The following is a 22,136-nucleotide window of genomic DNA, read 5'->3' as shown; positions in this document are numbered from 1 at the left end:
AGCGCATACTTTAATGAATAAATACAAAATGACGAATTACTCCAACTATTCTGACAAAGCTGTTTATGTGTCATTTTTGCTCTAAAAACAGCCATTTAACGGCCTCCGCAAGATTTACCAATCGTTTTAGGGCCATCAGACAACCTTTCCGGGCAGTGAAGGAATAGAATAAAACAAAAATAACATGTATGCGTTTTCATTTGTTTTCTCATATCGCCCTCATGATGGCAATCCGGGTTTATCCTCATTCGGAAAATCAAAAAAAGAGGCCGCGCAGCGTTTCGTGAACGCATGCACAGCCTCTCGAGTTAAACCACCGAAAACAAATCCTACTAAATCAAATCCGATTTCTGCAATATTCTTTGAACAAGCGTTGCAACTTCGGCACGGGATATAAAATCTTTCGGAGCAAGCTGCTTGCTATTTTTTCCGGAAACGATTCCCGTCTGCAAGCATGCGATGACGCCTTCCCTCGCCCAAGCCGATATTTTGTTTTGATCCGCGTATGGGCTGAGCAGTTTTTCGGCATCGACGGCCTGCTGATTCACTTGAAGACCCGTAAGCTTCATCATTTTCGCGATAATCGTCATCGCCTGTTCACGGGTAATCTTATCCGTCGGTCTGAATGTGCCTTCTCCAAATCCGCTGATCAAGCTGTTAGCATAGGCGGTTTGAATGTAGCTGCTGGACCAATCCGAAGCCTTTACGTCCGTGAAAGGATTTGGCTGATCCTCCAGCTTTAATCCTAATGCCCGAACGATAATGGCCGCGAACTCAGCGCGCGTGATGTCTAGATCGGGCTTGAATAGGTTATCACCCACGCCGTTAATGATCTTGCGCGAGCCCATATCGTTTACGGCGTCCTTCGCCCAGTGATTCGCGACATCCGTGTAAGCAATCGGATTCGAAATGACTGAATAGATGCTGTTCGTTAAGCTGTTCAACACGGCATAATGCTTACCGTCAATGGTAATAACCTTGGTTGGAACATGGCGTACCGTTCCATCCGGCTGAACAACAATACCCGTCGTTATTTTTTTCGGGTCTACGCCGTCAGGTATGGCGACCATTCTTTGAACATATGCCTTGAATTTGCTTATTTCGATGGTTGAATCCCCGTTTACCGCCTGAATACTAAAATTAAGCGGAGGGACAACAATTGAAAATTTATTTTTATTCGCTGCGTTTGCCACGACCTGTACCATGTCCGCCGAAGGCTCGGAAATTTCGATCTGAATCTTCAAGTCAGCAAGATTTACATTGCTGCCAAGCTGCTTGGAAACCTCGCTAATATCGATTTGATTCGCCGGCAGCGTATAGGCTGCGAATTCGGTCTTGATGACGAGCACCGACTTCTTCTGCTCCAAGGTCTTGATCATTTGCCCGGTGAGCTCAGCAATCACTACGTCTGCATTCGAATTCATCTGAACGGTAATGACATCGCCGTTATCCGCAAGCATTTGCTCCAGCTTCACCGGATCTAATGCGATTGTTTTTACGGTTTGTTCCCCGCGCGATGAGTTCGTCACGGTTCCTACGGATTGCGGCTTCCCGTTCACCAGAACCTCAACGTCCGTATTAGCAGCAGGCGGTAAGCTGATCATCGAAAATTTCGGAGAAACCGAAATATTGCCCGTTACCTGCAGGTCCGTTCGGCGATCGGATGTTACACCGTCACTCCAGCCTGCAAAGTAATACCCCGGATCCGGAACGGCCGTTACCTCGGTGCCGTTTGAACCGTGGTTCACCAGCTGGGATGCCGTGCCTGTCAGGGTTCCACCCGGACTTGTTGTATAAGTCAGCGTATACTCATTAATGGCAAAGCTTGCGGTGACTTGGATATTGCCTGTAACGCTGCTGTCCGTACGGCTTGCCGCGGCCAGATTATCGCTCCAGCTTACAAAATGGTAGCCTTCAGCCGGTACTGCCGTTACCTCGGTTCCGCTTAAACCATGATCTACAGTCTGAGCAACCGTTCCCGTCAAGCTGCCGTTTAAGCCTGCCGAATAGGATAAGCTGTACTCATTAATAGCAAAGTTTGCGGTGACGCTCTTGTCGTCTGTCACGTTATTGTCCATACGGGCCGCAGTGGTTACTCCGTCACTCCAGCCAATAAAGTGATAGCCCTCGTCCGGCGTCACGGTAACTCCCGTTCCGCTCGCACCGTGGTTCACGGTTTGCGATGCTTCACCCGTTAGAGTTCCGCCTTCTCCAGCTAAATAAGTCAGCGTATATTCATTGATCGCGAAGCTCGCCGTTACGCTCTTGCTTCCGCTCACATTCGTCTCCGTGCGGCTGGCGCTTAATTCCCCGTCGCTCCAGCTTACAAAATGGTAGCCTTCCGCAGGATTCGCGGTTACCATCGATCCGCTTGATCCGTGGTTCACGGTCTGCGAAGCGGTCCCTGACAGGCTTCCGTTGGAGCCAGCTGCATAGGTAAGCGTGTATTCATTGATCGCGAAGCTTGCGGTTACTTGGATATCGCCAGTCACATTGATGTCCGTGCGGCTTGCTGCAATTTCCCCGTCACTCCAGCTTACAAAGTGATAGCCTGTATCCGGAACTGCGGTTACCTCTGATCCGTCAGAACCGTGGTCCGCCTGCTGTGCCGCCGAACCGCTGATCGTGCCGCCTGCATCTGCTGCATAAGCCAGCGAATAGTTATTGATGGCAAAACTTGCCGTCACGCTCATGTTCCCAGCTACGTGCATATCCGTACGGCTGGCGCTTAACCCTCCATCGCTCCAGCTTACAAAGTGATAGCCCGTATCAGGTTCTGCCGTTACCATAGCTCCGGTTGACCCGTGATTCACATTCTGATTAGCCAAACCATTGATACTTCCGCCCGTTCCTGCCAAATAGCTTAGCGCGTATTCATTAATGGCAAAGCTTGCGGTGACTTGGATATTGCCTGCGATATTGCTGTCTGTCCGGCTCGCGTCTAATAATCCGTCACTCCAGCTTACAAAGTGATAGCCTTCGGCCGGTAATGCCGTTACTTTTTCCCCGCTTGAGCCATGGTTCACGGTCTGGGAAGCAGAGCCTTCCAGGCTTCCGTTGGCACCCGCAGCATAAGTCAGCGTGTATTCATTGATCGCAAAGCCTGCAGCTACTGTCTTGCTGCCCGTTAGATTACTGTCCGTACGGCTCGCGGATTGTCCACCGTCACTCCAGCCTGTAAAGTGATAACCCTCATTCGGCTTCGCGGTAACTCCCGTTCCGCTCGCGCCGTGGTTCACGGTTTGCGATGCTTCACCCGTTAGAGTTCCGCCTTCTCCAGCTAAATAAGTAAGCGTATATTCATTAATGGCAAAGCTCGCCGTCACGCTCTTGTTTCCCGTTACATTAATCTCAGTGCGGCTTGCGTTTGTTTCTCCGTCACTCCAGCTTACAAAATGATAGCCGTCATTCGGTTTTGCGGTTACCGTCGTGCCGTCCGATCCGTGATTCACGGACTGGGAAGCGTCGCCTTCCAGGCTTCCATTAGCGCCCGCAGCATACGCAAGCGTATATTCATTAATGGCAAAACTCGCCGTCACGCTCTTGTTTCCTGTCACATTCATGTCCGTACGGCTTGCAACTGTTCCTCCGTCACTCCAGCTTACAAAATGATAACCTGTATCTGGAACGGCCGTTACTTCATCTCCGTTTGAACCGTGGTCCACCTGCTGCGCGGTCAAGCCACTAATCGTGCCGCCTGCTAGCGCAGAATACGCAAGCGAATATTTATTGATGGCAAAGCTTGCCATCACGCTCTTGTTTCCCGTCACCTGAAGGTCCGTACGGCTTGCGTCAAGTACCCCATCGCTCCAGCTTACAAAGTGATAGCCAACATGCGGTGCTGCGGTTACCATATCCCCGTCAGAGCCATGGTTCACATTCTGCGATGCCAAACCTGAGATGCTGCCGTTCGCGTCAGCTGAATAAGTAAGGGTGTATTGATTAATAGCGAAGCTCGCGCTCACTTGGAGATCGCTTGTGATATTGCTGTCCGTGCGAGATGCGGTTGCAACCCCGTCGCTCCAGCTTACAAAATGATAGCCTGTTGCTGGAACGGCTGTTACGACTGAGCCGCTCGAACCGTGATTTACGTTTTGCGATACCGTACCGGTTAAGCTGCCGCCCGCATTCGCGGAATAAGACAGCGTATACTCATTGATGGCAAAGCTCGCGGCAACGCTTTTGTTATCTGTCAAAATGCTGTCTGTGCGGCTTGCGGATAAATCTCCATCACTCCAGCTCACAAAATGGTAACCTGTTGTTGGAACGGCCGTTACTTCTGAGCCGCTCGAACCGTGGTTCACCGTCTGCGATACTGCACCATTTATGCTTCCGCCGTCTCCAGCTAAATAATTAAGCGTATAAGCATTGATCATAAAGTTTGCTGTCGCGTTGATGCTGCCTGTAACATTCAAGTCCTTACGGCTTGCGTCCAGCACAGTGTCGCTCCAGCCTATAAAATGATAGCCCACATTAGGCATTGCCGTTACCGTTGTTCCATCTGAACCATGGTTCACCGTCTGCGCTGCCGTGCCTGTTAAGCTTCCGCCCGCTCCTGCGGTATAAGCGAGCGAATAAGCATTAATCGCAAAGCTTGCCGTTACATTTTTGCTGCCTGTTACATTGAGATCCGTGCGGCTTGCGGTCGTTATACCGTCGCTCCAATTGACAAAATGGTACCCAACTGCAGGTACAGCCGTGACCACTGAGCCGTTTGATCCATGGTTTACCGTCTGGGATGCCGTGCCGGTCAGGCTTCCATTAGAACCTGCCGCATATTCCAGCGTGTATTGATTGATGGCAAAGCTCGCCGTCACGCTTTTATTTGCAGTCACTTGATTATCCGTACGTTTTTCAGTTGTAATACCGTCACTCCAGCTTACAAAATGATAACCCGTATCCGGAGTTGCCGTGACCTCTGCTCCATTTGCTTCGTAAATTACGGTCTGAGATGCCGCCCCGGTTATGCTTCCTCCTGCGCTTGCCGAATACGATAAGTTGAACGTATCGATGGCAAAATTCGCGGTCACGTTTTTAGCGCCCGTCACGTTAGTGTCTGTACGGTTGGCGTTTAAATTGCCGTCATTCCAGCCCGTAAAGTGATAATGCGCATTCGGTACAGCCGTTACGGCCGTGCCGTCCGAGCCATGGGCCACAGACTGGTTAGCTGCGCCGGTCAAGGTGCCGCCCGAGCCTGCTGCATAGTTAAGCGCATATACATTAATCGCAAAATTCGCGGTCACGCTTTTATCGGCTGTAATATTATTATCCGTGCGGGTAGCTGAGGTTCCCCCGTCACTCCAGTCAACAAAATGATAGCCTGTATTCGGTGTTGCCGTAACCGCCGTTCCGCTTGCACCCGGGGTTACGCCTTGCGTTGCCGTCCCGGTTATACTTCCGCCATTCCCCGCTAAATACGTCAATCTATATTGCGCAATTAAGACGGTTCCATAATCTCCTACGACCATAAAAGTCTCGTTATTATAGGTGGCTGCGTATAATGTGTTCGTCGTTCCTGAAGTACGAGCGGTCCATGTCACCGTATCGGTCGAACTCAAGATGGTGCCGCTATTGCCTACAATCAAGAAGGTGCCTTTACCGTAAGCTGCTCCCCAAAGCGCTGTAGTCGCGTGACTCGCAGGCGGATTGCGAAGCGTCCAGTTTAGGCCATCAGTAGAAGTCAAGATTTTGCCGCTGCTGCCTACCGCTAGGAAAACACCGTCACCGTAAGTAACTCCCCGAATATTAGTGGTAATCGTGGAGGTGCCAGCCGACCATGCCACCCCATCGGTAGAAGTCAAGATCGTGCCAAGACTTCCTACGGCAACAAAGCGGTCATTCCCATACGTGATCGCATTTAAGGTGCCGCTCCCTTGAGAGTACCGCTGCGTCCATGACAAGCCGTTAGTCGAAGTAAGAATAACCGGCGTCGCATTAAAATCGATATCATAGGTAGCACCAACCGCCACATAGACGCCGCTACCATAAGCAACGCCAAAGAGGGCATTCCCTGTACCGTAGCTCCGAACGTTCCAATTCACTCCGTTGGAGGAAGTCGCAATTTGGCCGTAATCCTTTTGTTGGCCGTAATAATAATCCCTGAAATAGCCTACGCCTACAAATCCATTGCTGCCGTAGGTTACACCTCTCAGTTCATGAGATATGTTTGTTGTATTAGTTGTCCAAGTTTCGCCATTTGGCGAAGACCTGTACACATCTCCAGCCTGCATCGGGCCGTTATTTCCTGTAAAAGGCATAGGAGGCGTTCCCACCGCAACAAAGTTTCCATTCCCGTAGGCTGCTGCCCGCAAAGCCGTACTGGCGCCGGATGATTTAGATGTCCAGGTTAAGCCCTCTACAGCATCCTGCGCCGCAATCGCATGAACCGTCCCGCTGCCAAAATACGAAGCCGGGAGCATGCCAAACAGGATGACTAACGTCATCATGGCAGCTAATCTTTTTTTCCACTTGTTTCTATTCATTTCCCAATCTCCCCGATTGTCATTTGTTTTCGCAAGAAGCCTTATGTTCTATAAATAAAATATTCATGCCAGCCTTATACTTATTCTCCTTTCCGAGTCCGATCTCATCTAAATACAGGTACAGCATAACGATTCAAGCTGCTAGCGAATGATAAAAACTAGAAAATATTACATATGAATAGTTCTATTCTATCAGAAATCACGAGCTTTTTTACTATAATTCGACAAACTCAACAATTAATTTTTGTATATAGTAAGTAAAAAAAGAAAATCATGCTGCTGGTATAAATGCTGTTTAAATTAGCTATGAACACGCAAAAAAAAGCCCTTGGCCGACTCGGTTAAGGGCTTTGATATAGACTTTTATAGCTAGAATTATGTTGTAACTGTTGGCAAGTGATCCAACGGCCGTAATACCAGGGGTATACGTCGAAATGCCTTGCATTTGTAATACTCCGTTAATGTACACATTATACATGCTGCTATTTGATGCGGATGGAAGGATTCTTGCGCCGCAAATATGAAGGGTTTATTTTTATTCGTGTGACTACGTATAGGGTCCTGATCGCTTTATTTGTCTTTCGGCGATTTTTCACTTTTTTCTTGGAGCATCTTTTTTTCATGTGTTTAACACAGGATCGTCTATGCTTACTGAATTTCTTGCGGCATATGTTGATCATAATGTTGGGCATGCAGGTCACCTCCACCCATGAATACATGGGATTAGTCTATGATTCTGCTTTCGTAGAAGTCATGGACAATGACCCGGCACGGGCACAATTATTTCTCTGACCCATTACTGGTTATGCGACGTCAGTAAAGGCATTCAAATAAAAAACTTTAACAATATACTCAACTAAGAGGTGTTGACTATAAAAGAGATTTTTATCTTATAAAAAGAAAGACGGACTCTAAAGGAGCCCGTCTTTACTATATAACAAGGATTTCTGTCCGTACTCATCTATTGCATCCTTTATACTATCCTACCATTCGGCCACCGATCCGTCCTTATGTCTCCAAATCGGATTTCTCCATCGATGCGGGGAATCCGTCGCCATTTTACGGACATACTCCTCATTAACTGTAATTCCAAGTCCCGGTCCCTGCGGAATCTTCACATGCCCATCTTGGTATGAGAATACGCTAGGGTCCGTTATATAATCCAACAAATCATTCCCTTGGTTATAATGAATCCCCAGGCTCTGTTCCTGAATGACTGCATTGTGGGCTGTCGCGTCAACTTGCAGACAAGCAGCAAGTGCAATCGGGCCGAGCGGGCAATGAGGTGCTACTGCAACATCATAAGCCTCCGCCATCGCGAATATTTTTTTACACTCTGTAATGCCGCCTGCATGCGATAAATCGGGTTGAATAATATCTACATAACCATCTTCCAGTAATGATTTGAAATCCCAGCGTGAGAACATTCTTTCGCCCGTCGCAATCGGTGTGCTCGTATGATTAGCAATATCTCGGAGAGCCTCGTTATTTTCTGGAAGCACGGGTTCTTCTATAAACATCAGCCTGTAAGGCTCTAATGCTTTAGCGAGTACCTTCGCCATTGGTTTATGAATACGACCGTGAAAATCTACGCCGATGCCAAAGTCCGAACCGGTCGCCGTACGGATCGCTGCTACCCGTTCCACGACATGATCCACCTTTTGATAGCTATCAATATATTGCATCTCTTCTGTAGCGTTCATCTTAATCGCCGTAAACCCTTCCTGCTGCTTCTCCAAAGCCGCTTTTCCAACATCGCTCGGCCGATCCCCGCCTATCCAGGAATAGACACGCATCGAATCACGGCATGCTCCGCCAAGCAGCTGATAAATTGGAGCATTATAAAATTTCCCTTTAATATCCCACAACGCCTGATCGATCCCAGCAATCGCACTCATCAGTATCGAGCCGCCACGGTAGAACCCGCCACGGTACATCACCTGCCAATGATCTTCTATGCGAAGCGGGTCTTTCCCGATTAAATGATCCATTAGCTCATCTACAGCCGCTTGTACCGTATGAGCTTTGCCTTCGATTACAGGTTCACCCCATCCAACGATTCCTTCATCCGTTTCAATTTTCAAGAACAGCCACCGGGGCGGTACTATAAAAGTCTCAAACTTTGTAATTTTCAAATTTACCCTCTCCCTATTCTCTAGCTTTTTGGATTTCCAGTCTGAATTGCCGAGCTAATCCGGTAAGCACATCGTACCGCTCTTCTGCAATCGCTTTCGAATTCGTTAAAGAGCTCCCTATGCCTACCGCCACAGCACCTGCGCGAATAAATGGGCCTACATTGTCTAAAGTAACTCCACCCGTTGGCATCATCGGAATATGGCCGAGCGGAGCCGATAACTCTTTTATATAGTTAACGCCTAGGGAAGAGCCCGGGAAAATTTTAAGTATGTCTGCTCCGTATTGATACCCCTTCACAATCTCTGTCGGCGTCATAACTCCTGGAATCGAAATACGCCCATATTGATTGGTTAGACGGATCGTAGCTTCATCCAGGATCGGAGAAAATATAAAGTCAGCTCCAGCTTCGATCGCTGTCATCGCTGTTTGTTCATCTAATACTGTACCAGCGCCAACCAGTGCTTTGCCTTCGTATCTCTCTTTCAACTGAGCAATGATTTCATATGCCCTGTCTGTATCGACCGTAATCTCTAACGCTTCAACGCCACCAGCAACCAGTGCATCCGTAATCTGAATGACCTTGTAATATAGAGGCTTCCGAATGACTGCAACGATGCCGGAATCCTTCAACTGCTTTAGCTGTTCCTGTTTGTTCATGATTACCTATCTTCCTCCTCTATTACCAAGACGGCCATCCTATACAATGATCGTATCTATATATAAAAATTTAAAAATTAACGCCTATAGATCTGATCTATCAACAAAAAAAAGCATGTTTTATATTGATTAATTACTTTTAATCATTAAAGATCCGATCTTCATGAAGGTATCATAGTATCTTTATTTCTAGATGTCAATACGTAATTACGATTAGGAGAAGCTTGTACGATTATGTTAATATAGACCTATTATGAAGATACACTGGGGATTACGATGATGAAAAAAACTGCTTTTTCCATGACAATAGATGTACTTGAACAGAAAATTATTAGCGGGGAATGGCCTCCCGGATCACGTATACCAACGCTGCAAGAGATTGCTAAGGACCTGGCAGTAAGCGTATCTACTGTCCGGGAAGCGCTGCGGACGCTGGAAAGCCAAGGAAATGTCAGTATCGAACATGGACGGGGTATGTATGTACGTAACGATCCCTTATTGTTAGAAGATCCTACGGCAAACCTTAAGGAACTAGGCGATATTTCTCTCGTCAAATTACTGGAAGCAAGACTGCTCATTGAACCCAAACTGGCTGCCTTAAGCGCAGAGCATGCGACGCGCTCCCAAGTCAAGCAACTTCGTGCGCTGGCTGACTCTATGATTAACCAGATGGAAGAAGGGGGCCCATTTTTAGATACTGATCTTTCCTTCCATCGTCTCATTGCAGAATCCGCACAGCATCCTGTCCTATTACACATGCTGGATTCCATCTACCCCCTTCTCTCCGAAGGCCGCAAACAGACAAACACCTTGCCACATATGCGTACCAAAGCATCCAATTATCACGTCTTAATTGCGATCGCCATTGAGGAACGACACAGTGAGCAGGCAAGGCAGCTCATGCATAGCCACATTTATGACATGCTTGAAGCATTAAAGAAGTAATAGCTTGCCTTCTGATTTACATATGACAGTTATTTTCACAATGCTTGTATTACATGTCCTGTTGTTTCTTAATAGTTTTCGTATTTTTTCATTTTTCGTGTAGTTCGAGTGTTTCATCTATTAAAGTGTAGTTGCTTTCGTCAGCTTTCGATTTCGAACGTATTTTGTGTGACTTTTTATTGATCATATTCAAAATATAGCCCTGACCTATTCGTCAGGGCTATTCACTTTCATTAAATCCAAAAAAGAAATCTGATTATTTTCTCCTTAATGACAGAAATAAACAGTCTTTGTTCTCGAATCCGTCTTGGTTATTTTCACTGTTACTGATTGGTCCCAATTCCAAACAATCAGTACACATTTTGTTGCTGTACGCATCCAGTCGGTAAACACTTTCCTTATGTATCCCAATCCCGCCAACCCTACGGCTTATTTCCTTCTTGGCTATACAGCACCTTAAACTCGAATTTAAACGTCACTGAAAATGTCGGCTTCCTATTAAGTTCCGTGATAAATTTTTGCTTCCTTAGAGCAATTAAACCCGTAACCCACTGAGCAGCGAAGGACTTACGGCTAATGCCCATCAGTTTTTATCTGCATATAGCCCGGAAGGTAACTGCAGCCCATCAGCAAAGCCCCAATCATCTAGATCATCGCCGTTCCGATCCCAAGAGGAGTAACCATTAGCAAGCAAATCTGTAAATTCATCTTATGTTCCCGAGAGCACCGCGCCCATACTAAGCCAGTTTTTCTTACGACTAACACCTGTTATGCTGCCCATCATCGCTCCTTCATTACCTAAATTGCAAACAAAAAAGACACCTGCGTCGAGTGCCTTTTGTTCTAGTGGTTTAAATTCGTGTTTTTTATAATATCAGGCGCCGAGTAATTGTATCAATTCCTTTGACGATGCAGTACTGCAGGCTGGCAAGCCAATCCGATCCCATCAAGTAGACAACGACGTCATGAGCTGCCAGCAGCAGCGAGTTAATAACATTTTGAGCGCGAGTGTGTGATTTAAAATAACAGCTAAAATGGCTATCGATTTTAATAAGTCTAACCATTCATATCTTTGTCTTCCTTCCATGATGACCCCCAAATATATTTACTATTCTTTAAATCAATGCACAATTCCCACGATGGGCAACGGCTGCTGCGGCTGGCAATGCTGCGAAATTTCGAGTGACTATGCAACCGTCATATTACCCAAATATCTGGCTCTGTCCAATATCTCCACACTTTTTCAATGGACTTAGAGAAAGGTTTATATTTGCTCTAACTCTGCTTAAACGATGGGGAACCAACCTGGTATGCTTGTATAGTACTCCCACATATGATCTGAAATCACCAGCTCTTTTTGATCCTCTTTTGATAAAGTGGTACGAATTTTTTCTTCTTCACCAGCTTCTACCTTCTGTACCCAATGCGGTTCCATAATCAATTCCCGCCCTAAAGCGATTAAAGGTATCCCTGTTTCCAATGCTTTCATCACTTCATCGGGTGTGCGCAGCATCCCAACACCCATTACTGGAATTCGATCACCAACTCGATCATGAACCATTACACCAGGCGATGTTTGATCATTTGCATCACGGATCGAGCCATTCCAAAATGCTCCCACCGAAATGTGGAGGTAATCCAGTTGCTGATCAGCCAATCTGTCCACTAAATGCAACGTATGGTTTCCAAGCAACGCAGGCCGGGACCGAAAGTAATTCGAAAAGCGATCAGACGCCAACTCGGTTACGTGGGACGGAACTTGGTCATTATCGCCGATAAAGCAAAGATACAACCGCTCACACTTCTCGGCCGCAAGGCTTATCGCGACCTACTTGTGATTCAGGAGTTGTATCGTCAGCAACTTCAAATGTATAACAAGGAATCCCATCAGATAGAAGACCGAATCGTCAGCATTCATCAACCGCATATCAGACCGATCGTTCGCGGGAAAGCCAAGGCGCGAGTTGAGTTTGGAGCCAAAATCGCGGTCAGCATGACGAATGGCTATGCGTTCCTGGATCGACTATCGTGGGACAACTTCAACGAGAGCACGACGATGATCGATGTAATCGAGCAGTACCGCCCAGGATACCGGCGAACGAAACGCGATTGAAGGCAAGTTTGGAGAAGGCAAGCGCAAATATGGGCTTGCCTGCATTCGAGCACGCCTTGCAAAGACAAGTGAATCGGTGATTACGCTGCAACTTCTGGTAATGAACCTGGAGCGCAGGCTCCGCATTCTTTTTTGTCTTTTTTTCGCGATGTTACCTCGCGGCCGCCTTACTCTAAAGTTCCATTAAATTATCGTTCAGCAAGCCCTAAGTAGGTAGCAAAACTCCTGGAATGCTACTTTATCCATTCTGGAAAGTAATATTTTTATCTGTTTCTTATTCAACTGACCACCCACTAATTTCATTTTAGGAGATTCTTATGTTAGTCATTTTACATTTTTATACATGATAATAATTCCACTAAAATGAGCAAAATACCTTCATTTCTCCCATAAGAAAACCGTCCTTGCGGACGGCCTCTGGCAATTGAGTTCAGTTTGGCGAGTGGGAGGGTAGCAAGGTGGGCTACGATTGCCTCTTGAACTTGTGTACATTTGATCATATTTTTATTGGTTTAAACACAAGATTCAAAGGGCAACCGCTGACGCTTCTCCGCTCCACCTTCCCGCCCTTTCTGTCCATGCACACCTTTGTAGAATTCCGGGTACATCTCTCTTTCACAGCCGAACTTGGGCGGTACATTTGGATCTCCAACATCCATTCGATCGAAGGTTTATGCCCTTTATTAAGTCAAAAAGTTAACTTTCCTGAGAAACGTAAGCGTTGCGCCCAGCTCCTAGACCGACAAGAAGCAAAAGCACGCTGACGATTACAAGAGTCATCAAGGATAACGACCAAGCATGCGTGACATCATGAAGAAATCCGAACAGAATCGGACCGGCCGCCGCCAGAAGATACCCGACCGACTGAGCCATCCCTGACAATTCCGCCGCTTGCCTGGAGTCCTTTGTTCGAAGTCCGAAGAAAGCGAGAGCCAAACTAATGCTTGACCCTACGGCGATTCCAATGCAAATCATCCATAACCATGTCAATTCCGTTTTCCCCGTCAGCAAGCCAATATATCCGATAAGGTGGAAGAGAACGGTCATCGCGACAATACCTCTTTGGTTCTTATTCCGGGCAGCAATAATCGGAACGATAAAAGAAAACGGAAGACTAATGAACTGCATTCCAGCTAACATCCATCCGGCGGTAGCGATGCTCATTCCCCGCTCATGAAGCAGCTCCGGTAACCAATTGGCATTGATATAGAACAGAAAAGATTGCAGACCCATGAACAAAGTAACTTGCCAGGCCAGCTTCGAGCGCCAGACAGAGCCTCCTTTAGCTGGAATAGAGGCATAGGTGCGGCGACTCCGCAGCTGCGGCAGCCAACACAAAACCGCGAGTCCTGCTAACAATGCCCAGCACCCTAATGACCCTCTCCAACCTAATCCGGCTCCAACCGAGAGAGGTATGCTTATTCCTGAGGCCAGCGCTCCGAATATATTCATGGATGCGGAGAAGGCTCCAGTCATGGGTCCAACTTGGTCAGGAAAGTCCCTTTTAATTAAACTAGGCAGAAGCACATTCCCAACCGCAATTGCAAGCCCAATGACCAGAGTCCCAACAAACAAAGCCGTAACGGAGGGTAACGATCGCAATAGGATGCCTGCCGTTAACAATACCAAGCTTGCCATCAAGGAAGATTCCATCCCTATCCGGTGCGCTATCTTGGGTGCAAGCGAAGAAAGGATGGCAAAAGCGAGCAGCGGCAAAGCACTAAGCAGGCCCGTAATTGTATTAGACAAATGGGTTTGGGAATGAATATATCCAACCAACGGACCCAGTCCAGTGATGGGTGCCCTAAGATTCGCTGCAATGAATAAAATCCCCAAAATCAGCCAAACTATACTGGCTCGGGAATGTACGGCTACTTCTTTATTAACGTTATCAAAAATCAAAGCGAATACCTCCTCCTGTCTTCCGTCGCTAAGTTGTCTTTACGAGGCCGGGATAAGCTTGATTTTGGCTTGCGATTGACCAGATAAATGCTGATTCCAATGAGAACAAGCCCGACCAAAAGGTAGCTGGAAAAAGCTTCGTTCAAAAACAGCACGCCGCTAATAACGGAGATGACCGGGACGAGAAACGTATAAGAAGCAACTTGGCTGGCATCGCCTGCATTCACTAGCGTGAAATAAACAACCCAAGAGGCCGAAATCCCAACAACGATCCCAAATACAAGTCCAAATAAATAATGCCCATTCCACACGATATCCGACCATTTTTCCGTAATCGAACCAACAGAAGTCAGCGCGATTCCCCCGATTGTACATTGAAAGGCCACCAGCCAAATGGAATCTATCCGCGAGCTCACTTTTTTGACATACACCGTGCCGATAGCCCAACTGAATGCCGTAATAAGCGCCAATACGATACCCAGGACAGCTATATGCCCCGATAACCCTCCCGCGCTTACAGCAGCCACGCCAAGGACCCCGATAATCAAGCCCGTTACCTTTAAACCCGTCATCAATTCTCCTAACCATAACCAGGCCAAAATCCCGACAAGGACAGGCTGAAGATAAACGATAACCGAGAACAATCCCGATGGCATATGCATCATCCCGACGGTCTGCAGCCCATAGAACAGAGCGACGTTAAACAGGGATGAAGTCAGATAGACCGGCCAGTTTTCTTTCCAGCGTATTTCTTTCCGTTTGGACCAATAGCCGACGATTAATAATATTCCTCCGATCAACGTGCGCAATCCGGCGAATAGAAGAGGAGGCGTATATTCAAGAGCGATTTTATAAATAGGCCACGATATTCCCCATACAATAACAAGAAAAGTGACCAGACTTATGGTTTTGGATCGCGATAAATTCTTCATGTTGGCTACCATTCTCCTATTCTCTAATCTAATTATACTAAGAATCAATCATACGCCCCTTCTTTTTAGTTATCAAATTACTTTTTTTAGTAATCATTTTTTTGAATATATTGGTTAAAGCTTGTTTGAAAAATAGGCCATGAACTCTACTCGCGTAGATATTCATGACCTTCTCAGTGCATCTTTAATATGTTTTACGTACTGAGTTTAAGACAGGAGCGCCCCGCCCTCAATCAGGATAACGGAGCCAGTGGTGAATCCGTTTTTCGCAAGGTAAACATAAGCTTCGGCAATATCTTCCGACTGCGCGATCCGTCCGACAGGCAATTGGCGCGCAATGGCATTGAACATGGATTTCCGGTCTTCCTCCGGCATACCTGCATAGACAGGCGTATCTACGATTCCGGGAGAAACCACATTGACCCGAATCGGGGCAAGATCCACCGTCAATCCCCGCATTAAACCCTCCAACGCCGAGTTGATCGCAGCCAGCGTGGATGCCCCCTTCGGAGGCCGTTTGCCGTAAACGCCGGAAGTCAAGGAGATGGAACCTTCTTGGTTCAAATAGGGGATAGCCGCTTTAACGGTGATATACTGGCCCCAGAACTTGCTGTCGAAGGCAGTTTGCGCCTCTTCAACCGGCAATTCGCGGAACTCACCCATCGCGCCTTCGCCAGCGGTGATCACCAAGTGATCAAACTTGCCAACCTTTTCGAAAAATTCCGCGGCTTTCTCTTCACTCCGAAAATCCAGCTCGTAAGCTTCAACATTCCCGCCAAGCGTTTGTTTGGCTTCCGAGAGCTTGGCAGCGGAACGGCTTGCGATAACTACCTTTGCCCCTTCATCCAGAAATGCCTTGGCAGTCGATAATCCAATACCTGATGTGCCTCCTACAACTATGACTCGCTTCTCTTTCAATGACATTCGGATAGCCTCCCTATTTTCCCATTAATGATAAGCCCGCTCATATTGCTTTGGAATGGTGGTATATTCACTTCTAAGCGATTTAGCAGCATGGATAGTCCAGTAAGGATCTCGAAGCATGCCACGGGCGATCGCCACTAAATCCGCTTCTTCGCTGCAGATGACGGATTGAGCAAGTGCCGGGTCCTCAAGCATGCCTACAGCTACGACGGGCACCCCAAGAGCCTCCCGAATTTTGCGCGCAAAAGGAACTTGATAACCTGGGTAGTTGCCAGGCTTTCTTTCCCCTACGGGTCCTTCCCCGCCAGAACTTACATGAAAGACATCTACACCTGCTGCATGGTAAGCTTTAGATAACTTAATGGCATGTTCCATACCATAACCCCCATCCGCGTACTCTACGGCAGTGATTCGGAAAAATAACGGCATATCTGCAGGCATTTCCTTTTTGACCGCTTGTATGACCTCTACCCCAAATTTGGTCAGGTCTTGTCCATACGCATCTTCGCGTTTGTTGGTAAAAGGGGATTGAAACTGATGAATTAAATATCCGTGCGCCCCGTGAAGTTCAATCATATCTACGCCTGCCTGAACAGCCCGGCGGGCTGCATCAGCGTAGAGCTGTACCATCTGATTTACCTCATCGACTGTAAGTGCGCGGGGCATCTTATAGCGGGATCCCGGATATGGTATAGCGGAAGGGGCCACTGGCTCTTTAGCATCTTCCGCTTTTCGGCCAGCATGAGCAATTTGAATCCCAATCTTGGCCCCGTGAGCATGAACCCCATCAATAATTCTGGCAAATGCCGGAATATGGTCATCGGACCAAATCCCTAAATCAAAGTCGGTTATTCGACCATCCGGCTCAACGCCCGTCATTTCCATGATGATCAAGGCTGCACCGCCAATTGCGCGGCTAAGGTAGTGAACGTAATGCCATTCGTTGGGTTTGCCATCCCTAGCGGTTACGGAATATTGGCACATGGGGGCCATGACTACCCGATTTTTCAATTGTAAACCTTTAATTTCATAAGGAGAAAATAAGTGATTGGTCAAGTCAGAACCTCCATTAATTGATTGTTTACATAGGTCATATCATCAACTCTTCGCCTATCGGATATTCCCATAGTCCCAGTTTTCCCTTCACTGGAATATAGAGCTTCAGCAGACGGAAACCCGCTATTTCCCACGCAAAATAACCTGGACTGTAATCGCCTAACATGAAGTCATCCCCCGTCACGACCTTCCCGCAATCCAGAATGGCTGAAGTATGATTAGCGTCGATGACTTGATAACAATTCGTAAGCTCGCAAGTTGCAAGGATAACCCCCGTAGGGAGGTTTTGTTCCGTATAGCCATTCTTGGCGAGTAAAGAACGGATGGGTTCATATTTGCAGGCCTGCTTATCGACTTTCTGGCTTGCATGAATGGCCAACGGACCGCGATACCGGGTCTTCCAGGATCTTGTTTCATAGAGAGTCTCGCCTTGGACAAGCAGAGTCGCCCACGGTTGAATCATGGATAATACTTTCATTCCTCTACGCTCCATTACTGTTCATAATGAAGTACTATTCCCCAAACATTCTCCAGACTTTCCATACCCGCATAAAAAAGACGCAATCCCTCCGGTCGCATTAGACCTTCGGGAACAACCTCTGTTTCACACGCTCAATTAAGCCTGAATTTCGTTTACGATTTGTCGTAGACCCTCTTCGAGTGACGTGGCCGGACGTCCAAGCAGCTTCTGAAGATCATTGCTCTCGACTTCCAATGCGCCATTGCGAATCGCACTCTGAATTCCAACCAGAATCGGAACGACCGGTTCATGTACACCTACGCTGCTCATTATGCTGGCATAAGTTTCGTCATCCACTTGTTGAACGTGAACTTCCCGGCCCAAGACACCGGCAAGGACAGAAGCTAGCTCTTCTTGTGTAGCAAGTTTGCCGGACAGCTCATACACGGAATTCTCATGGCCAACGCCCGCCAGTACGGCTGCAGCTGCTTGTGCATAATCGCGACGGGTCGCCCAGCCTACTTTGCCGGATCCCGCCGAAGTCAACCAAGGTGCTCCTCCAAGAACTGCTTGAATGCTGCTAGTCTCGTTCTCCAAGTACCAGTTGTTGCGCAGGTAGGAATAAGGAATCCCCGAGTTTCTGATGGCTTCCTCAATGGCACGACACACCGGCGCAAGGAATATCGTGTTCTCGCTAACGTTTCCTAAACTGGTATAAGCAATGAAACCGACATTAGCGCGCTTAGCAGCCGCTACAGCCGCAGTATGCTGGCGAGTCCGAGTTTCGTTGTCGCCGTCCGTGGAAACGATCAAGAGGCGGTCGATACCTGCGAACGCTTTTTAAAGCGGAATGTTTACTGGTCCCCGTTTTTGTCAAGGGCAGATCCCGCTCGTCAGTTTCGTTCCAAACACCGGTACTGAGCAAAGAACCTTCTTTTGTCATTTCATAAATTAAATTTTGAACTCGATCTATCGAAAGCTTCTCTATTCCCGCTAGATAACTCCACTGATCCTCATAAGGCTGAAAAGTCTCGTCCACGAATACACTATTTCCTTCCCGACGAGGAACTCCCTGCAGAGGAAGTGCAAACAAATTTCCAAACCACCTTTTGGAAGCGTATCCTGATTTGGAAATAATCTATCATACGAATCAAATGAAATCTGGTACGTATCGGCGTTCCATCGTCTTTGTTAATATGGCGCATCCAAATTTCCTTGCAATGACAGCTTCAATCGGTTGCTGAAAAAAGAACCAGATATGCCCACCATTCCCCGAACGAGAACGCTCAAGTGTAGCCGGGATGTGCCATTCCTTGCAAGTTGCCAATACTGCCGCGGCATCTTGCTGCCAATTTTGCTTATCGAAATCCATTGCAAGAAACCAGCAAGTCTCATCTTGAAGCATAGGATAGATTCCAATAGTGCGATTCGTTTTAGCATCGAGATGTCGAGCAACAATACCATCCGACAAAGGTTCAAATGCTTGATGGGGACATTCCGAGCATTTGATTTGCGGCTTTTTACATACAACGGTCCACTCATTCTGACAATCTGGTGAATACCCGGATTTTCCGGCTTTGTTCGTCCATCGAACGGGATAGACATCCTCTCTCTCACGAAATAGAGATCGGTACAATGCTATTTTTTTCTACGACTGACCAATTAACGTACAATACTTGTTTTCTGTCTCTCGAAGGTACTTTGCTGGATTTCTTCTGAAGCGACGACGCTTGGTTGTATCCTCTAATCGTGAATTCTATCTTTTTCTTTCAGTATGAAATGTTTCATAACTTACACGTTGGAGTCTGCTTAGGATGTTCTTTTGGCGGAGAGCGTCATCTACAAAAACAACAAATTCTCCGGAGCGAACGATGTACTCGTTCCAACTTCGGAGTCCTGTCATACGCCGATGGCGTGTTTTCGTTTTTCGAAAGAACCTTTCGTGGTCATTATTCGTCCGAGGGACATGTGAGTGGTCGTAACAGGTAAAGAGTCCTTTCCAGAATCCCTTAGTATAGCTCTTAAAATTAGATACCATAGGATGATCGGTTTCTCCTATGTAGGTCAAATCTACCCATTGTAACAAACACTGCATGTGGAATCGTACCGAATCGCTGCTCTGATTCACAGTAGGATTCATTAGGTCTGCTACGTACTGCAGTGGGAGAGACCAGCGTTTTACTTCTTCATATAGTGAGCGGAATTCGTTTAATTTACTGAATATTCTAAATACGTTTTGAAGGAGCGAAGGCTCTTTTTTTACTCAGGCAGCTTTCAAGCGATGCCTGAATTGCTTCTGATGTCTCATAGATTCGAAGAACTGGCAGATCTAACGGAGGGTTTCCATCTTCAAGAAGAACAGAGCGTACGGCAGCCAAATAGTCTTTTGCCACCTCGGCTTCTTCCGAGTCATCTTCATCCAGCTTTCTTTCAATAGCACGAATGCCACGGAGACTTTTCTTTATGCCTGTTTTTAATTCTCGATCAAGGTCCACAATGGGCTTAGCAATATCTTTTAAGTAGTGATATTGACAATACTGATACGGAACTTTAGGGAGCAGTGACTCCATGGCAAGACGAATAGACTGCTGCCCATCTGAAACGATACCAATGATAGGAAAACCTAATTCAATGACAGGTTGTATGAGGCTCCGCAGTTCTTCGGCGGAACTGCTCTTTACGCTTTTGGCAACGAGAATGGTTCCGCTGAATATTTCTCGGATGACATAAAGCGTTTCATTGCTGGCTTCTTCCCGTTTCTCACTGCATAATATTTTGCCACAATAATCACCACCATATTTCGACTATACATAGTATATAAGTCTATCGGTAGTTTTTTTTGTAATATATTGTCGAACATTTTTTTTTTTTGGTAATAGCCCCTATCTATCCTCTGCCTAAAAGTGAAGAGCGAACAGTTTGTGACATTAAACAAAAAACACCTGATTTCAAACATCAGATGTTTTCTTGAAATCACCTATTTATTTCGTCAACAATCAGTCAACTCAATCATTTCCGTACTTCTGTTTCACATTCCCATTTCGCCTGTACTACTCCCCAAACCCGCTCCACCGCTGTAATCTCATCGATCTGTACCACCCATCACTAGCAAAGCCACCGATTCTACGTGAACGGTATGCGGGAACAGGTCGACAGGTTGCACGGTTTGAAGCGTGTAGCCGAATGGTAGCAATTCAGTTACGTCCGTTGCGAATGTGTCAGGATTGCATGATACATAGACGATTCGTTTTGGTTTGGAGCGTCCAATGCGGCGCATCACTTTCCCGCCGGCTCCGCTACGTGGTGGGTCAATCAACAGAATATCAGCGAATCCAAAATGATCATGCATCTCATCTAGTCCCCTTCGTGCATCACGGGCAAGGAATGTCGTGTTATGCAAATCATTATCGATGGCATTGCGTTTGGCTGATTCAATCGATGTCTCAACAATCTCGATTCCCGCCAATTCTTTCACACGTGCGGCAAACGGTAATGAGAACGTACCGACACCACAAAACAGGTCGATCATTTTCTCATCTTCCTTTGGTTTCCCCATCTCAAGCGCAAGCTCCACAAGTTTTTTGGCCTGTGAAGGGTTCGTCTGGAAGAATGTATCAAACCAAAGACGATAACGATAGCCTGCCATTTCATCATAAATGAAATCACGCCCCGCTAACAAATGAGTATCCTCGGATTGTGTGCGATCACCCCAGTCTGTGTTCACAAGCCAAAGAAGGCTTTTCACATTGGGGAACTTCTTCGTGATCCGCTCGACAAGATTGTCAACTGCAGATGCCAATTCACCGTCAGGCGATTCAGTAGCAAACAATGCCAACATCATTTCGCCGGTCGCAAATGATTCCCGCACCATCAAATGACGAAGAAGGCCTTCATGTGCATCTTTGTTATAGCCATTAAGGCCGAACTCTTTTACCCATTTGCTAACTTCCAACATGCCTTCGACCATATTCCGGCCTGCAATTAGACACGTTTCCAGTGGGATGATCTTGCGGAAATTCCCTTGTTCATGCTGTCCAACATCCCCTTCAGGCGAAAAGGTGAACTCCATCTTATTACGGTAATGCCAAGGGTTGTCCATGCCGATCGTATCTTGTACCAGTTCAGGATTTAATCCCTCACGTATCAATGCGTTCTTCACTTGCTTGGTCTTATACTTCAATTGACCTTCATACGTCCAGTGTTGCCATACACAACCTCCGCAAAGCTCAAAATGAGGACAAGGCGCATCCGTCCGTTCGGGGCTTGCCGCTAGAATTTCTTCAGGCATTACTTTTACTCTTCGCTTATCGGGGTGTTCGACGACAACTTGTACGGACTCCCCTTTGAGCGTCTGTGGAATCGTCAGCCTCAGCTTTCTAGGATTGGAACCCCTATCACTCTCACGCAAAATCACAGCTTGTCCATTGCCTTTATCATCTAAATGGTCAATTTCCGCGAAGAGCGTTTCTTCTTTTATAATAGTCAAGGAATAATTCCCCTTTCAACAGTTAATTCATGTATTGAAGGAT

14 protein-coding genes and 4 pseudogenes are annotated in these 22,136 nt (G+C 46.8%); 2 read left to right on the top strand and 16 right to left on the bottom strand.

The features are described from left to right. Nucleotides 1-332: 332 nt before the first annotated feature. The 4 genes and pseudogenes from ACN6MW_RS19485 to ACN6MW_RS19470 form a co-directional block, all read right to left on the bottom strand. Nucleotides 333-6,482 carry an InlB B-repeat-containing protein gene (locus ACN6MW_RS19485; RefSeq protein ID WP_419871689.1) on the bottom strand — a complete coding sequence of 2,050 codons (6,150 nt, stop codon included), beginning with the start codon at nt 6,480-6,482 and terminating at the stop codon, nt 333-335. 391 nt (nt 6,483-6,873) lie between these two features. Beyond that, nucleotides 6,874-6,975: pseudogene (locus ACN6MW_RS19480) on the bottom strand (DUF4183 domain-containing protein); the annotation flags it as partial. Nucleotides 6,976-7,465: 490 nt separating this feature from the next. After that, nucleotides 7,466-8,617, bottom strand: coding sequence for a galactonate dehydratase (gene dgoD / locus ACN6MW_RS19475; protein ID WP_419871688.1), 1,152 nt, complete (start codon nt 8,615-8,617; stop codon nt 7,466-7,468). Between the two features lie 13 nt (nt 8,618-8,630). Continuing rightward, the gene (locus ACN6MW_RS19470; protein ID WP_419871687.1) at nt 8,631-9,275 is read right to left on the bottom strand and encodes a bifunctional 4-hydroxy-2-oxoglutarate aldolase/2-dehydro-3-deoxy-phosphogluconate aldolase; all 645 of its coding nucleotides are present in this window, start codon (nt 9,273-9,275) and stop codon (nt 8,631-8,633) included. Between the two features lie 276 nt (nt 9,276-9,551). On the opposite strand from ACN6MW_RS19470, the gene ACN6MW_RS19465 reads away from it, so the two are divergent. After that, the gene (locus ACN6MW_RS19465) at nt 9,552-10,220 is read left to right on the top strand and encodes a FadR/GntR family transcriptional regulator (protein WP_419871686.1); all 669 of its coding nucleotides are present in this window, start codon (nt 9,552-9,554) and stop codon (nt 10,218-10,220) included. An 866-nt stretch (nt 10,221-11,086) separates the two neighbouring features. Here the strand turns inward: ACN6MW_RS19465 and ACN6MW_RS19460 are convergent. After that, nucleotides 11,087-11,284 carry a hypothetical protein gene (locus tag ACN6MW_RS19460; protein ID WP_419871685.1) on the bottom strand — a complete coding sequence of 66 codons (198 nt, stop codon included), beginning with the start codon at nt 11,282-11,284 and terminating at the stop codon, nt 11,087-11,089. A gap of 221 nt (nt 11,285-11,505) precedes the next feature. Then, nucleotides 11,506-11,877 (bottom strand): hypothetical protein, encoded by a 372-nt coding sequence (locus tag ACN6MW_RS19455; protein ID WP_419871684.1) that lies wholly within the window; start codon nt 11,875-11,877, stop codon nt 11,506-11,508. A gap of 24 nt (nt 11,878-11,901) precedes the next feature. Here ACN6MW_RS19455 and ACN6MW_RS19450 point away from each other — a divergent pair. Then, nucleotides 11,902-12,520, top strand: a pseudogene (locus tag ACN6MW_RS19450) (transposase); the annotation flags it as partial. 509 nt (nt 12,521-13,029) lie between these two features. On the opposite strand, the gene ACN6MW_RS19445 reads toward ACN6MW_RS19450, so the two are convergent. From ACN6MW_RS19445 to rlmD, 10 genes and pseudogenes are all read right to left on the bottom strand, one after another. Continuing rightward, a complete protein-coding gene (locus ACN6MW_RS19445; protein ID WP_419871683.1) occupies nt 13,030-14,235 on the bottom strand; it encodes a CynX/NimT family MFS transporter in 1,206 nt (401 codons plus the stop codon). After that, nucleotides 14,232-15,167, bottom strand: a complete 936-nt coding sequence (locus ACN6MW_RS19440) for a DMT family transporter (protein WP_419871682.1) — start codon at nt 15,165-15,167, stop codon at nt 14,232-14,234. The genes ACN6MW_RS19445 and ACN6MW_RS19440 overlap by 4 nt, the downstream gene beginning before the upstream one ends. 207 nt (nt 15,168-15,374) lie before the next feature. After that, entirely contained in the window at nt 15,375-16,091 is a 717-nt protein-coding gene (locus tag ACN6MW_RS19435) for an SDR family oxidoreductase (protein WP_419871681.1), read from the bottom strand. 24 nt (nt 16,092-16,115) lie between these two features. Continuing rightward, the gene (locus ACN6MW_RS19430; protein ID WP_419871680.1) at nt 16,116-17,147 is read right to left on the bottom strand and encodes an NADH:flavin oxidoreductase/NADH oxidase; all 1,032 of its coding nucleotides are present in this window, start codon (nt 17,145-17,147) and stop codon (nt 16,116-16,118) included. Nucleotides 17,148-17,181: 34 nt separating this feature from the next. Next, nucleotides 17,182-17,625, bottom strand: a complete 444-nt coding sequence (locus tag ACN6MW_RS19425) for a 2-oxoglutarate dehydrogenase E1 (RefSeq protein ID WP_419871679.1) — start codon at nt 17,623-17,625, stop codon at nt 17,182-17,184. A 138-nt stretch (nt 17,626-17,763) separates the two neighbouring features. Beyond that, nucleotides 17,764-18,447 (bottom strand): annotated as a pseudogene (locus ACN6MW_RS19420) (NmrA family NAD(P)-binding protein); the annotation flags it as partial. Continuing rightward, a pseudogene (locus tag ACN6MW_RS19415) lies at nt 18,350-18,768 on the bottom strand (TOTE conflict system archaeo-eukaryotic primase domain-containing protein). The pseudogenes ACN6MW_RS19420 and ACN6MW_RS19415, both read right to left, overlap by 98 nt. Then, complete coding sequence (locus tag ACN6MW_RS19410; protein ID WP_419871678.1) at nt 18,758-19,243, bottom strand: TOTE conflict system archaeo-eukaryotic primase domain-containing protein; 486 nt, start codon at nt 19,241-19,243, stop codon at nt 18,758-18,760. The pseudogene ACN6MW_RS19415 and the gene ACN6MW_RS19410 overlap by 11 nt, the downstream one beginning before the upstream one ends. A gap of 589 nt (nt 19,244-19,832) precedes the next feature. Further along, nucleotides 19,833-20,177, bottom strand: coding sequence for a hypothetical protein (locus tag ACN6MW_RS19405; RefSeq protein ID WP_419871677.1), 345 nt, complete (start codon nt 20,175-20,177; stop codon nt 19,833-19,835). 512 nt (nt 20,178-20,689) lie between these two features. Next, nucleotides 20,690-22,093, bottom strand: coding sequence for a 23S rRNA (uracil(1939)-C(5))-methyltransferase RlmD (rlmD, locus tag ACN6MW_RS19400; RefSeq protein ID WP_419871676.1), 1,404 nt, complete (start codon nt 22,091-22,093; stop codon nt 20,690-20,692). Between the last annotated feature and the right edge of the window lie 43 nt (nt 22,094-22,136).

Origin of the sequence: Pristimantibacillus sp. PTI5 (genome assembly GCF_048572955.1) — a bacterium.
Classification (GTDB): Bacteria; Bacillota; Bacilli; order Paenibacillales; family Paenibacillaceae; genus Pristimantibacillus.
Note: the sequence above shows the minus strand (reverse complement) of the source record. Positions and strands in the feature narration are given on the sequence as shown.